Here is a 13,570-nt window from a genome sequence, read left to right as displayed (position 1 = left end):
CATAAAAAAATACCTAAACAAACCCCTTGGGAGTTCATTTAGGTATAGCCTGCCAATCCAGTAACAATCCTAAGCACTTGTTATTCGTTTGATGTGTATAGTTAAATAGATCAATTCGTCTTCTTCTAACGGTCTACCGAATTCTTTGTTGATGTAGTCACTGATTTTCAACGCACACGCATATTCCTTCATGTAGCGGTCTTTCAACATAAAAATAAAACTGCCGGTTCCTGCATCATCGAGCTTTGTACCGCTGAATAAGCGCTGGACAAAAAATTTCAAATGGGTCACAAAGCGTTCGTAGTTCAATGAATACTCATCAACCTCCATTGAAAAATGATATTTGACGATGTTTAGGATATGCTGAATGATCTTCGCCATTTCCGATACTTGACTGACCTGCGCCATATCCAACTCAGCATTGACAATGTGCAGAGCAATGAAGCCGGCTTCATCTTCCGGCAGCTCGATCGCCAAGCGATTTTTAATGATCGATAACGCTTCTTTGCCAATGAGGTATTCATGGTTATAAAACCGCTTGATCTCCCATAGCAAGGCATTTTTAATTTCCATGCCGTTTTGATAGCGCTCGATAGCATAATTGATATGATCGGTCAGCGTCAGAAACAATTTTTCGCTCAACTTTTTCCCAAGGGAAACTTTTGCAAAACTGATGATCTCATTCGCTGCTTGAATATGTTCGATAGGGATAGAAGAAAGTAATTGGGTTAGTTTTGTGACATTCCACTCTTGTGTACTGAGATAGACTTTTTCAATCTTGGTATCGTCGATCGCATCGCCCGGCTTTTTCTTAAAGCCTAAGCCTTTGCCCATGACGACCAATTCTTGTTTTTCCTCATTCTCAGAAATCACAATGTTGTTATTGATCACTTTTGTTACGTTCATTTTAACGACCCTATTCTTCTTTAGATTTCTTCACACAAAAAAATAGGTATAGCCCGCCTAAAGCGGTAACAATCCTCAGAGCCAGTGTAGCATGAGAAAAATCACTCGTCAATGGGGATTTTCAACCGCTTGTTTAAAAGCAGAAAACAGCGCTGCTGCCATTTGAATCTTTGACAGAACGCTGTTCACTGGTTTATGAATCACTAGCTCTCTTGATGAGAGGTAAAATTAGATACGGTTTTCGTGGTCAGCAGTTTTGACTAAGTTTGCTCCCACCATACCACCGATTGACGTAAGAACGAGTCCTAAGACCATTGCCACAAAGCCCCAAATGGACGCTTTGGCTGTTGCATCACTTGCTTCTTCCGCTTTTTGACGAGCGTCTTCCACTGCTTGGTCAATGTCTTGTTTGGCTTGTTCAAGATTTTGTTGTGCATTTTCGATTTGTTTTTGTGCTTCATCAGAAGCATCTTGTAAGCCGTTCACGATATTGTTCGTTGCTTCTTCCGCTTCTTGTTGGCTTAGATCTGTGTTTTGAGCCACTGCATTTGAGATTGCTTCTTTATCGACTGAATCACCGATCGTTGTAGCACGATCTTGTAATTTGCTTGCTAAATCATCAATGATTTTATCAGCATCATTTGGATTCGTTGCAATGTCTTTGCCGGCATCTTTGATGTCGTTCGTCGCATCAGACAATTGATTTTGCAAGTAGTCTGGTTGTAATTCAGGAACATCGGTATCTTGTAAAACATCATTGACATTCGCTTGTAATTCATCTGTATTGACGTCTTCCATGTTTCCTGTTATTTCATCGAAGGCTTTTGAAGCGACATCGCCAGCACCTGAGGCAACTGTTTCAACGCCACTGCCAACAGCAGAAGCAACGTTCCCTAAAAGTGAACCGACTACAGAAAATGCACCGATCGTTAAGTAAGAGAGCATAACCATCATCACGATCATACTAGTTGCCCATGTTAAGAAACCATGAACCAATCCAACACGTCGAGCCGCCACACCTGAAACAAAACCAGCACCGAATAATGCCAAGACAAAGGTAATGACTGTCCAAATCAATAATCCTGTACCAACACCATCTAATGGATTATTTGATGTTGGTTCCACCAAACCAAAACCGATTGCTGAGCCGATCATTGACAGTGTCATGAACAATGCGATAAATGTTACGACCCCTGCAAAGATAGACCCCCAAGACAAATTGTAGCCTGCCTCCCGCTCATCTGAACCTAAATAATTTCTGAATCCTCTTTTCATCATTACATCCCCTTTTTGTTTTTTTAACCTGTATTCAGTCTAACAACTGATTGTTTTTTTATCAATCAACTCGACTTGCGCTATCTTTTTGTAAGAAAAATGAATGATTCTGAATTATTTGACTATTTATTAAAATAGTGCCTCTCAAGGCAATTGTTTTTTATCTGAGGAAAGCTATTTCATCCCCTACGTCAAGCCTTCCCCAACCTTATGGAAAAGTAGCCAAGCTGGTTATTGCTACTTATAGTTTCAAAGAACCGGTCATGCCTTTCACAAAGCCTTTTTGCATAAACAAAAACAATACCAACGTTGGGATCGTTGCAATCACGATCGCCAGCATTTGAACGCCATAATTTGGTACGTAACTGGCTGACGATAAATTGGAAATCAGCAATGTCATGGTTTGACGACTTTCCGTTTGCAAAAAGACCAAGGGTAGCAAATAACTGTTCCATGCGTTCATAAAGGCATAGATGGCAGCGGCAGCATAGGTCGAGCGCATCATAGGAAAAACGATCCGAAAAAATATCGTGTACTCTGTTGCCCCCTCGATGCGACTCGCATCTAAAATACCGTCAGGGAAAGACTTGAAGTTCTGGCGAAAAAAGAAAATCAGAAACAGGTTATTGACCAATGGCAAAATGACCGCCACGTGCTGATTGACTAGCTGCATTCCTGCCATCATCTTAAACAACGGGATCACCAAAGTTGCCAGCGGCACCATCATACATAACAGAAAAACCGCATAAATCCCTTCACTCGCCCGCGTTCGAAACTTCTCAAATCCAAAGGCAGCCAAAGAAGTGACCAGTAGACTGACAAGGACGGTGATCAATGAAATCTTGATGGAATTCCACATGATCAATGGGATGTCGTAATTGCTGAACAGCACCTGAAAATTGCTTGCTAGCTGATTCCCAAAAGTCAGCTTCCCTTCGGCAACTTGATTGGCGGTATTGGTAGAGCCCACCATCATCCAGTAAAACGGAAAAATCGAAAAAAACGAGACGATCAGTAAAAAACCATATTTTATGCATCCACTTAAAGTAACTTTCATAGCTGCTCCTTTCTATCGCTTTTATTGATTCGTTTTCGAGAGTTTCAACTGGATCACAGATAAAAGAGCGATGATGATCACTAAGACCCACGACAGCGTAGCCGAATACCCAAAATTTGACGTATAGACAAAGGAGTGATTATAGATCAGTTGGGCGACAGTCAACGTCTCATTGGATGGGCCACCACCTGTTAGATTCACCACTTCATCAAAGAGCTGGATCGTCCCAATGGTGGAGGTGATGGTCGTAAAAACGATCACCGGCTTCAGCTGTGGGATCACTACGAAAAAGAACTTTTGAAACCCATTCGCCCCATCGATCGCAGCAGCTTCTAAGGTGTCATCAGAGATATTTTGCAATCCTGCCAAATAAAAAATCATGTTATAGCCTGTCCAACGCCAGCACAGGGCAATAATAACGGTCAGTTTTGCTAAAAGCGGATTATTTAGCCAATCTAGCGGTTGCGTGATCAAGCCAATGTTCAGTAGCCCTTGATTAACGATCCCGCCAATTTGAAACATCATTTTAAATAAAACTGCATAGGAAACCAGCGAGGTGACACAAGGTAGAAACAACGCCAATTTAAAGAAGGAGCGTCCTACAAGCTTCGGCGTGTTCAAAACAAACGCCAGCAGAAGACCCAATAACACCATGATTGGTACTTGAAAGATCAGAAAGATAAAATTATTGAGTAAGGCTTTTTGAAAAATCGTATCCTGCAGCATGCGCAGGTAATTGCCGAAACCGACAAAAACCGATTGCAGCCCCTGCATACGATGCAGGGAAAGGTATAAGGAATAGACGATGGGATACAGCAAAAAGACACTACTGAATACTAAAGAAAGGCCAATAAATCCCCATACTTGTTGGTTTTTGGGGCGCTTTTTTCTGATCGAATTTTGCATATTCATCACTCCTTAAGCAACACAAGTCGGCTATTCGCCGACTTGCATCTTGTAGGTGTTTTCTGCTTCCGTCAACATATCATCTAAGGACATAGCACCATCAAAATAGCTTTGCATTCCCCCACGCAAGGCATCCACTGCCGCTTGGGTATTTACCCCGTAATCAACGGCGGGGATGTCCGCCATCCAACTGGAAAAATCTTTATAGATTGAGGCGTCATTAAAGAAAGGATCTTCATATTGATAAGCTTCTCCTTCTTGTGAGGGTAGGTAAGTCCCCACTGCCCCATTTTCTACTAAAATCTCTTGATAGAATTCATCATTCCCAGCAAATTCTTGTTTAAGAAAATCAATGGCCAACGCTTTATTTGGTGAGTCATTGAGCACCAACCAGCTAGAACCACCCAAGTTCGAGTAAGGTGTCGCTCCAGACACTGTCTCTAATTGAGGAAGGTTCGTATAGCCCCATTTTCCTTTTTGATCTTCTGCGGATCGGATTGTCGCAGAAAACCAGATGGCTGAATTGACTGCTGCCACTTCTCCACTCGTCACTGCACCGATCCCTTCTGGCGCAAAATAATCTACTGGTTTTGCCAACTCTTTTTCTTCGATCGTCTTCAGAATCGGCAGCATTTCACGAATAGCAGGATTGTCTTTCAAGAATATGTTTCCGTCTTCATCAAAATACCATAATCCGGCTGACTGCATTGCCATCTGGATATAATGAGTGCCGCGATTTGGAATAAACGCGACGAACCATTTCCCCGTTTTTTCTTTGACTGTCTCACCAATCTCCACAAATTTGGACCAGGTTAGATTGGTGAGTTCACTTTCATCGATCCCCGCTTCACTTAAATAATCTTTGCGGTAGTAGAGTCCAGCAGAACCTGAATCAAAGGGAACCGCATAAACGCCGTCTTGATAGGTCGCATTCGTTACTTTGTAAGGAGCAAATTGGTCAAAGTCAATGTCTTCCGATAATTCTGTAAATTTTCCTTCGTAGTTCAGCAAATAGTTCTGCACGTCATAGTCATCCATCAAAACGATGTCAGGCAAACCTTCGGAGACCCCTGAAGTAAAGGATGAAACCATTTTTTGCTTGGTATCCTCGTTGGACATCTCGACGACATTAAGGTCGATTGCGTCATTGTCCGCATTGTAATATTCCCCGGCTTTTTCCATAATTGGAATATTAAAATTTGTGTCCCAAGCCCAAACAGTTAGCGTATTCTCATCTGTACTGGCAAAATCTTGTGAATCTGCTGTTTCTTGATTTCCTCCACAACCAGCGAACAACAACCCTGTGACAATTACTAGCAAGAACAAGCTACTTTTTTTCATTTTTCTCCCTCCAATATGATTCTCTCCTCATCCCCATCAGCATAAAAATAAAGTAAACGCTTACCTTTATGCCAATTATAAAGAATGATGGTCATAATTGAAAATAATCGGATCGTTCCTCTCGTTTTACCAAAAAACCACCTTCGCCCAAGGCAAAGGTGGTTGTCTGCTTATTTTTCTTCATTTAGGCGATCTGGCATCATGTTTTCCATAAAACCCCAAACGCCGTTTTGTAATACGAGTTCCTCACGTTCGTAAGGAGAAACCGTGGTGCGGATCAACTCATCTTGACCGTCTAAGACTTTTTGTCCCCAATGAGGATCGATCAACAATGCCCGGCCCACTGCTACAAAGTCTGCATGTTCTAGCAAGCCCGCGGCATCTTTCGACGTTCGGACATCCCCTACACCAATCAAAGGAACCCGCTGAGCGATTTTTTCATAGACATACGCCAACATCGATTTTTCTTGATACGCTTTTGAAATCGATTTACGGGTATAATCCGCAAGAGAAATGTGCAGATAGTCTAATCCTTTTTCTGCCAGTTGGTCCACTAAGAACAACGTATCTTCAAAGCGAATCCCTGGTTCTTCGAATTCTTCCGGTGAAAACCGATAACCGACGATAAACTCCTTCACACCTGATTGGTCTACTGTTTCCAATACTTCATCGACGAGCTTCTCAATAAAACGATAACGGTTCTCTAGTGAGCCACCCCATTCATCGGACCGACGATTTGAGTGAGGAGAAAAGAATTGTTGGATCAAATACGTATTGGCTCCGTGGAGTTCTACACCATCAAACCCCGCCTTGATCGCCCGTTCGGTAGCTTTTTTAAAGTTTTCAATAATCGCTAATATCTCATCCACCGTAACTTCCCGAGGAACTTGGGCATTTGGTCGTTCAGCTGCAACCGCGCTGGCGGATATGGGTTGTGTGCCTCGTAGAACTGAGTCATCCGTCATCCGACCGGCATGAAAAATCTGTAAAATGGCTTTGGTCCCATTTGTTTTGATGGTGCTGGCTAATTTGCTTAATCCAGGTAAAAAGGCATCGTCATAAGCGCCTAATTCCCCTTCCCAGCCCTTGCCATCTTCTTGGACATTGGCTGCCGCTGTGATGACTGCTCCGACTTCCCCAGAGCGTAAACCATAGTAAGCCAACTCATCTTTCGTAATCACCCCATCAAAGAAGGACATCTTGGTCGTCATTGGTGCCATAATGATTCGATTTTTCAACTGTAATCCGCGCTTAAATGTTGCTTTGTCTGTTACATTTCGCATGGGTTTCCCACCTTTTCCACTGGATTCATTTCGCTTTGTAGATCTGACTGGCTTAGTTGCCCAAGGAGATCCTTAAAACAAATCGGTGCATCTTTTTTCTTTTTATCAAAAATATACATGCACATGCATCTATATTACAAAAGAATCAAGGAGAAAACAAGTGAAAAACATCATTAGTCCAGCATTTCCTCCAAGACTTTTTCAAAAACGACTTTTGAACGCTGCAGTTTCTTTTCACCTGATTGGGTCAAATCAATATAGATTCCCCGCTTATCATCTTGACAAGAATGCCGTTCGATCACACCGCACAGCTTGTCTTCCATGCGCATGATCATACGTGACATCGCACTTTGACTAAGATCAAAATGGGCGATCAAATCATTGAGGCGCATGCTATGATTGGGGGTCTTTTCTAAGTAATAAAGCACGTAATACTCATTCAAAGACAGATTGCTTTCTGCTTTGAGGGCTTGCTCCAAACGAGCCTCGATCGCTTGATGCTGATTCGTAAAGGCTAACCATTGCCCCATCCGTTCTTTTTCCATCCTCTTCACCACCCATTCTTCTATACCAAGGTATTTTAATCTAGATCCCTGCGTTACGCAAGTCGCCAGAAAAGGCTAACACTTTATTATACAAAATTAGCCAGCTACTGCGGGCGTTCATGAATGTTTTATGATAGAATTGACGAAAAATTCAGCAAAAACTTCCTGTTCTTTCTCAATATTCTATACTACAATAGCTTTAACACCAAAGAATATTTAAGCACTATATCAGCAAAATTGTGCATTCCGACACAATAATTTGCTTGTTTTAGATGTTCTAATATTCTAAGGAAAGGATGAAGCAAACGATGAAAAAAACATTTTCTTTGATTGGGGCACTAACACTCGTCAGTTTGGGGCTTTTGACAGGTTGTAACAACGAAAAAGATACTGCTCAGTCAACCAGCGAGCTAAGCCAGAGTCGTGTGTCTACTGAAAGCAAACAAAGTACGTCGACGCAAACGACTGAAAGCAGCTCCTTAGCGTCAACCTCTACTTCAAAAACTTCGACCACAAGCCAGCAATCGACGGACCACTCTGACACAATGCAAACGACAGCAAGCTCAGCTTCCAACGAGTTTCCATATGCCGTTGATCTTTCCCAATATGGCCCTACACTGACTTTTCACTTCAACCGTTTCAATGTACCAGATACTGTCACGATTCAAAATACGACTCCAATGATCATTTCGATTCCCGACAGAATTAGTTATGAAGCACAAGTCGATACGATCGCGACAAAGGAGATTCGCATCTTTTCAGCAAATGACAATAGGATTCGTACAGTAAAAGTGAATACCCAGTTGACCTTTGCAAAAGAGATCACACCCAATAGCAATCCTGATTTTAACCAAAACCTGTACCTATTTACAAATAAGGAGGGTGGTCTATCTTTGATCACGCCGAACTATGCGGGAAATGTCAGCGATGACCAACGAGATGTGATGTTAGAAGTACTTCAATAAACGAAAAACAGGGAAACGAAGCACGCTTCGTTTCCCTGTTTCGTTACCCGATCATCACGGTTTCATCAGGATATTTATAGCCAGCTTCTTGTTTGTTGGCTTTTTTCATCAATGAAAAAGCAACGGTCATGATGCCGACTCGACCAATGAACATCAAAAAAATGATCAAAAGTTTGCCAAAAACCGACAAGTAAGGCGTCAACCCCATGGTCAATCCCACCGTTCCAAAAGCGGAAAAAACTTCAAAGGCAATGGTTGGCAACCCAAAGTTTGGGGTTTGCGGCATACGCTCAGTGATCGACAATAAGAAAATCGCTACGAAGCATAACGTCAAGGTAAGAAAGAACAACGTAAAGGCACGCGATACAGCAGATTCTTTGATCGTGCGACCAAAAACTTCCGCTCGACTGCGCCCTTTCAATAAGCTGCGGATCTTGATGATCAAGACCGCAAATGTCGTTGTCTTCAATCCCCCAGCAGTTGATCCAGAGGTGCCGCCGATATACATTAAAATCATCGTCAGCATCAGGCCTGCTTGACTCATTTGTCCGTAATCAATACTGAAAAATCCAGCGGTTCTTGGGGTGACCGCTAAGAAGAGGTATTGGAAAAAACGTTCGATGACCGAGTCACCCGTGATCAACTGTGAATTGGCTTCGGTCAAAAAGAACCCTGCCGTTCCAAAAACCACCAAAACGATCATAGCGATCCATGCCAAGCGGCTATGCAGGGACCTTTTTTTGGACGCCGTATGCAGGAGATCGAACCAAACGAGAAACCCCAGACCACCTGCGATGATCAAGAAACTGACGACCCCCAGCACAAATGGGTCGTTTTGAAACCCTACCATGCTGTTGCCGAACAAATCAAACCCAGCATTACAAAAGGCCGAGATCGCATGAAAAACACTGTACCAAAGGCCTTGCTCCCAACCAAAACGGGGCACGAATGCAAAAGCCAGCAAGATGATCCCACTGACTTGGATCAAAAAGGCGATCCGAATCAGGTACCATGCCAAATGGATTTCTCCAGACATTCGGTCCAGATTCAATGATTCCCGCAAAATCATCCGAGTACTAAGATGGACTCTTTTTCTCGCCAAGATGTAAAAGAAGACGGGAATCGACATGAAGCCGATCCCACCGATCTCAATCAGCATCAGCAAGATCCCTTGGCCCCACAGGTTGTAATGATCGGCTACGGTCAAGGTCGAAAGACCCGTCACGCAAACAGCCGATGTGGCAGTAAACAGCGCATCTAAAAAGTTGGTGCCTTCACCACTTTGGGTGACAGCCGGCAGCATCAGCAAGCCAGTTCCTGCCAATATCAGCAAAACGAAGACCAGTGTGACGATCTGCGGAATCAAAAAGCGTTGCGATGCCAGCTTTTTTTTCAAACGATTTCTTTTTTTCATTTTCATTTCCTTTGACCTTTTGCAAAAACCAATGTCTTAGTAATCCAAGTTTATTGCATTTGTTTTTTTCTCTTATCATACCATTTTATTTTGATTTATTCTTCACTTTGATCATTCTTGTTACGTTTGCTCGTTCATTTTCTTCCAGCCGCATTTTGATTCCATAAATGGCTTCTTCCAGCTCGGGAATCGTCAAATATTCTAGGGCATTGACGCGTCGGCGCGTCCGTTCGATTTCCCCTGCCATCAATTGACAGGTCTTTTCGATTTCCGTTAGCTCCAACAGCTTCGGCATGACGTCAGTAAAACGGGCGACAGCATTATCTAACGGAACATTGGAATTCAAAAAGCCGTACTCGATCGGCGCTTGCATCACCGTATCGTCGTAATCAAAATGCATCACTGGCACTTCCACACTCATGATGTTTTTCGTGGACAATTCAAGGGAGACTTCAGTTGCTGGTAAAATAAACATTTCTTCAATGTATTTTTCATTGATCGTGGCATTGGCTAAGCGAAATGCCTTCATGGCACGCTGCAATTGTTCTTCGACTTCTTTACGCAAGCGGTCATTCTTTTTGATCAATTCAATAAATTGACGCATGAGTTCGTCTTGTTTGTCTTTTAATAATTTGTGTCCGCGTTTGGCTGTCGCCAATTGTTTGCTGAGGCGCGACAGCTCCATGCGGGTTGGATTAACGGTTTTTTGCGCCATTGTTCTCCTCTCCCGGTAAGTATTCCGCCAGTAGGGCATCGCTGATCCGCTTCAGCTCGACTTTTGGCAGCATCGCCAATAATTCCCACCCTAATTCCAAGGTTTCGATAATCGAACGGTTGGTGCGATACCCTTGGTTCAAGTATTCATTTTCGAAGCGTTCCGCAAATTTGGCATAGGTTTTATCTACTTCCGACAATGCCGATTCTCCTAAAACAACTGCCAATTCCTTGGCTTGCTTTCCTTGAGCATAGGCAGAAAACAACTGGTTCATCGTTGCGGCATGGTCTTTACGGGTTTTTCCTTCACCGGTCCCTTTATCTTTTAACCGTGACAATGACGGCAAGACATCGATGGGTGGCTGGATGCCGTTTTTATACAAATCACGAGACAAGATGATTTGTCCTTCGGTGATATAGCCGGTCAAATCGGGAATCGGATGGGTTTTGTCATCTTCTGGCATGGTCAAAATCGGTAGCTGGGTCACTGAACCTTTCAAGCCGCGAATCCGTCCCGCACGTTCATATAACGTGGATAGATTGGTATAAAGATACCCAGGATAGCCCCGACGTCCTGGCACTTCACGACGAGCAGAGGAGATCTCCCGCAAAGCTTCACAGTAGTTGGTCATATCTGTCATGATCACCAAGACATGCATGCCCTTTTCATAAGCCAAGTATTCGGCTGCCGTCAGTGCCATTCGGGGAGTAGCGATCCGCTCGATCGCTGGGTCATTGGCTAGATTCATAAAGACGACAGAATGGTCGATGGCGCCAGTTTGACGAAAATCTTCCATGAAATATTCTGCTTCTTCAAAGGTGATCCCGATGCCAGCAAACACAACAGCGAAATCGTCTTCCGAGTTCAACACTTGTGCTTGACGCGCAATTTGCGAAGCCAATTCTTTATGAGGCAGACCAGAACCAGAAAAAATCGGCAGCTTTTGTCCCCGAACGAGCGTATTCAAGTGGTCGATCGATGAGATCCCCGTTTGAATAAACTCATCAGGATAATCCCGCGCTGCTGGATTGATCACTTCGCCGTTGATGTCCATAAATTTTTCTGGGACGATCTCTACTCCGCCATCTTTGACCCGACCTAAACCGTCAAAAACTCGCCCGATCATTTGCTCGGAAACGCCTAATTCCAAAGGATGTCCTAAGAAACGCACCGCAGATTCCCGCAAATTGATCCCGCCGGTTCCTTCAAAAATTTGGACCAACGCTTTGTCTTCTTGGATCTCCAGTACTTGTCCTTGCCGCGTTTCGCCGTTTTGCATGCGGACTTCGATCAACTCTTCGTATTTGACACCGGAGACGCGATCGACGGCCATCAATGGTCCGACGACTTCTCCAATCGTTTTATATTCCTTGATCATCGGTGCGGTCTCCTTTCTGTAAAATTTCTTTCATCGTTGCTTTGATCTCTTGATGCAAAGCAGGAATTTTTGCTAATTCCGTTTCAGGCAGGTACTTCATACGTGCCACTTTGTCTCGCAATTCTTCGGTTCCTGCATAGATTTCTGAAAGGTACGCACCTAGTGTCAACGCATCTTCCGCTTCTTTGTGGAGCAGCAAGATCGTTTCCAGCATTTTGAACTGCTTTTCACGAGAGGTAAACGTATCTACGTCGTCAAAAGCGTTTTGCTGCAAGAAATCTTCTCTCAATGATTTGGTGGTTTCCAGCAATAACTGATCTTTTTCGGACAAAGCGTCGATGCCGACAAGTCGAACGATCTCTGACAACTCAGATTCTTTTTGCAGCATCCGCATGGCTTCTGTTACTTGTTTGGACCAATCTACTTGCATTTGTTGGTCCAAAAAGGCACCCAATTCGTTTTCGTATAATGAATAGCTCTTCAACCAATCGATCGATGGAAAATGACGCTTTTGCGCTAAAGTGGCATCTAAGCCCCAAAAGACTTTTACGACCCGCAATGTATTTTGGGTAACTGGTTCTGAAATATCGCCGCCTGATGGTGAAACGGCGCTGATGGCAGTGATACTGCCTTCTTGATCAGAACCTAAGCAAATCGCTTTTCCAGAACGCTCATAATACTCTGCCAAGCGGCTGCCTAAGTAAGCTGGATACCCTTCATCCCCAGGCATTTCTTCCAGACGACCAGACATTTCTCGCAGTGCTTCTGCCCAACGTGAGGTGGAATCCGCCATGATCGCCACTGAATACCCCATGTCTCGGAAGTATTCCGCAATCGTGATCCCAGTATAAATCGACGCTTCCCGAGCGGCTACCGGCATATTGGAGGTGTTAGCGATCAACACGGTTCTCGCCATTAAAGATTCACCACTACGAGGGTCGATCAACTCTGGAAACTCGTTCATTACATCGGTCATTTCATTGCCGCGTTCGCCGCAGCCGACATAGACGACCAGATCGACATCCGCCCATTTGGCGATTTGGTGCTGAACGACAGTTTTCCCTGCACCAAAAGGTCCTGGAACGGCTGACGCCCCGCCCTTAGCGATTGGAAAGAAGGTGTCGATCACTCGCTGGCCAGTAATCATTGGTTCGACTGGATTCAGTTTTTGCTTTACTGGTCGGCTATGACGAACGGGCCATTTTTGCAGCATTGTGAAAGACCGTTCTCCTTTGGGTGTATCTAAAACATAAATCGTTTCATCGATGGTAAATTCCCCCGCATAAACAGCCTTGACTGTTCCTGAAACGCCATGAGGAACCATGATCTTGTGATTGATCAACGGTGTTTCTTGCACGGTGCCGATGACCATCCCGGTACTGACTACTGCGCCGACTTCTACTGTCGGTACAAAGGGCCACTTTTTCTCATGATCCAACGCAGGCAATTGCACCCCACGCGTCAAGAAGTTGCTTTGGGTGACAGACATGAAGGTTTCTAAGGGACGTTGGATACCATCAAACATTTGTGACATGATCCCAGGCGCCAATTCGACGGATAGCGGTTCACCGGTGGTTTCGACTGGTTCACCTGGTCCGATCCCAGACGTTTCTTCATAGACTTGGATCGAAGCGACGTCGCCGCGCATTTCGATGATCTCACCGACCACGCCTAAATCTCCTACATAACAGATATCTTCTAAACTTGCATGGCCCATATTTTTGGCTAGCACCAATGGACCAGATACTTTAATAATTGTTCCTTTTTCCACAACATCGGCTCCTC

Annotated in this window: 12 protein-coding genes; 1 reads left to right on the top strand and 11 read right to left on the bottom strand. The window is 44.0% G+C overall.

What is annotated here, in order from left to right:
• Nucleotides 1-69: 69 nt before the first annotated feature.
• The 7 genes from licT to IGJ44_RS05645 all read right to left on the bottom strand — a co-directional run bounded on the left by licT (nucleotide 70) and on the right by IGJ44_RS05645 (nucleotide 7,313).
• A complete protein-coding gene (gene licT, locus IGJ44_RS05675) occupies nucleotides 70-906 on the bottom strand; it encodes a BglG family transcription antiterminator LicT (protein ID WP_194193044.1) in 837 nt (278 codons plus the stop codon).
• 228 nt (nucleotides 907-1,134) lie between these two features.
• A complete protein-coding gene (locus tag IGJ44_RS05670) occupies nucleotides 1,135-2,181 on the bottom strand; it encodes a hypothetical protein (protein WP_179190655.1) in 1,047 nt (348 codons plus the stop codon).
• A 241-nt stretch (nucleotides 2,182-2,422) separates the two neighbouring features.
• The gene (locus tag IGJ44_RS05665; protein WP_015509354.1) at nucleotides 2,423-3,238 is read right to left on the bottom strand and encodes a carbohydrate ABC transporter permease; all 816 of its coding nucleotides are present in this window, start codon (nucleotides 3,236-3,238) and stop codon (nucleotides 2,423-2,425) included.
• A gap of 21 nt (nucleotides 3,239-3,259) precedes the next feature.
• Nucleotides 3,260-4,144 (bottom strand): carbohydrate ABC transporter permease, encoded by an 885-nt coding sequence (locus IGJ44_RS05660; protein WP_194193046.1) that lies wholly within the window; start codon nucleotides 4,142-4,144, stop codon nucleotides 3,260-3,262.
• Between the two features lie 30 nt (nucleotides 4,145-4,174).
• A complete protein-coding gene (locus IGJ44_RS05655) occupies nucleotides 4,175-5,485 on the bottom strand; it encodes an ABC transporter substrate-binding protein (RefSeq protein WP_430606277.1) in 1,311 nt (436 codons plus the stop codon).
• A 170-nt stretch (nucleotides 5,486-5,655) separates the two neighbouring features.
• Nucleotides 5,656-6,768 (bottom strand): NADH-dependent flavin oxidoreductase, encoded by a 1,113-nt coding sequence (locus tag IGJ44_RS05650; RefSeq protein WP_430606275.1) that lies wholly within the window; start codon nucleotides 6,766-6,768, stop codon nucleotides 5,656-5,658.
• 173 nt (nucleotides 6,769-6,941) lie between these two features.
• Complete coding sequence (locus IGJ44_RS05645) at nucleotides 6,942-7,313, bottom strand: MarR family winged helix-turn-helix transcriptional regulator (RefSeq protein ID WP_010747832.1); 372 nt, start codon at nucleotides 7,311-7,313, stop codon at nucleotides 6,942-6,944.
• Between the two features lie 308 nt (nucleotides 7,314-7,621).
• Between IGJ44_RS05645 and IGJ44_RS05640 the strand changes: the two genes are divergently transcribed.
• Nucleotides 7,622-8,278: a hypothetical protein gene (locus IGJ44_RS05640; protein ID WP_430606272.1), complete on the top strand. Its 657-nt coding sequence runs from the start codon at nucleotides 7,622-7,624 to the stop codon at nucleotides 8,276-8,278.
• A gap of 43 nt (nucleotides 8,279-8,321) precedes the next feature.
• Here IGJ44_RS05640 and IGJ44_RS05635 read toward each other — a convergent pair whose 3' ends face one another.
• The 4 genes from IGJ44_RS05635 to IGJ44_RS05620 form a co-directional block, all read right to left on the bottom strand.
• Nucleotides 8,322-9,698 (bottom strand): TrkH family potassium uptake protein, encoded by a 1,377-nt coding sequence (locus IGJ44_RS05635; protein WP_121261853.1) that lies wholly within the window; start codon nucleotides 9,696-9,698, stop codon nucleotides 8,322-8,324.
• Between the two features lie 79 nt (nucleotides 9,699-9,777).
• Nucleotides 9,778-10,407, bottom strand: coding sequence for a V-type ATP synthase subunit D (locus tag IGJ44_RS05630; protein ID WP_010747829.1), 630 nt, complete (start codon nucleotides 10,405-10,407; stop codon nucleotides 9,778-9,780).
• Nucleotides 10,388-11,785 (bottom strand): V-type ATP synthase subunit B, encoded by a 1,398-nt coding sequence (locus tag IGJ44_RS05625; RefSeq protein ID WP_010747828.1) that lies wholly within the window; start codon nucleotides 11,783-11,785, stop codon nucleotides 10,388-10,390. The genes IGJ44_RS05630 and IGJ44_RS05625 overlap by 20 nt, the downstream gene beginning before the upstream one ends.
• Nucleotides 11,769-13,556 carry a V-type ATP synthase subunit A gene (locus tag IGJ44_RS05620; RefSeq protein WP_016608179.1) on the bottom strand — a complete coding sequence of 596 codons (1,788 nt, stop codon included), beginning with the start codon at nucleotides 13,554-13,556 and terminating at the stop codon, nucleotides 11,769-11,771. The genes IGJ44_RS05625 and IGJ44_RS05620 overlap by 17 nt, the downstream gene beginning before the upstream one ends.
• Nucleotides 13,557-13,570: the final 14 nt, after the last annotated feature.

Source organism: Enterococcus sp. DIV1368d, assembly GCF_050542975.1.
Classification (GTDB): domain Bacteria; phylum Bacillota; class Bacilli; order Lactobacillales; family Enterococcaceae; genus Enterococcus_D; species Enterococcus_D casseliflavus.
This window is presented reverse-complemented; position numbering and strand designations above follow the sequence as displayed.

Excerpts from the sequence above, each read along its gene's own strand:
- licT (WP_194193044.1), bottom strand. The coding sequence starts at position 906 with ATGAACGTAACAAAAGTGATCAATAACAACATTGTGATTTCTGAGAAT.
- IGJ44_RS05670 (WP_179190655.1), bottom strand. The coding sequence starts at position 2,181 with ATGAAAAGAGGATTCAGAAATTATTTAGGTTCAGATGAGCGGGAGGCA.
- IGJ44_RS05665 (WP_015509354.1), bottom strand. The coding sequence starts at position 3,238 with ATGAAAGTTACTTTAAGTGGATGCATAAAATATGGTTTTTTACTGATC.
- IGJ44_RS05660 (WP_194193046.1), bottom strand. The coding sequence starts at position 4,144 with ATGCAAAATTCGATCAGAAAAAAGCGCCCCAAAAACCAACAAGTATGG.
- IGJ44_RS05655 (WP_430606277.1), bottom strand. The coding sequence starts at position 5,485 with ATGAAAAAAAGTAGCTTGTTCTTGCTAGTAATTGTCACAGGGTTGTTG.
- IGJ44_RS05650 (WP_430606275.1), bottom strand. The coding sequence starts at position 6,768 with ATGCGAAATGTAACAGACAAAGCAACATTTAAGCGCGGATTACAGTTG.
- IGJ44_RS05645 (WP_010747832.1), bottom strand. The coding sequence starts at position 7,313 with ATGGAAAAAGAACGGATGGGGCAATGGTTAGCCTTTACGAATCAGCAT.
- IGJ44_RS05640 (WP_430606272.1), top strand. The coding sequence starts at position 7,622 with ATGAAAAAAACATTTTCTTTGATTGGGGCACTAACACTCGTCAGTTTG.
- IGJ44_RS05635 (WP_121261853.1), bottom strand. The coding sequence starts at position 9,698 with ATGAAAATGAAAAAAAGAAATCGTTTGAAAAAAAAGCTGGCATCGCAA.
- IGJ44_RS05630 (WP_010747829.1), bottom strand. The coding sequence starts at position 10,407 with ATGGCGCAAAAAACCGTTAATCCAACCCGCATGGAGCTGTCGCGCCTC.
- IGJ44_RS05625 (WP_010747828.1), bottom strand. The coding sequence starts at position 11,785 with ATGATCAAGGAATATAAAACGATTGGAGAAGTCGTCGGACCATTGATG.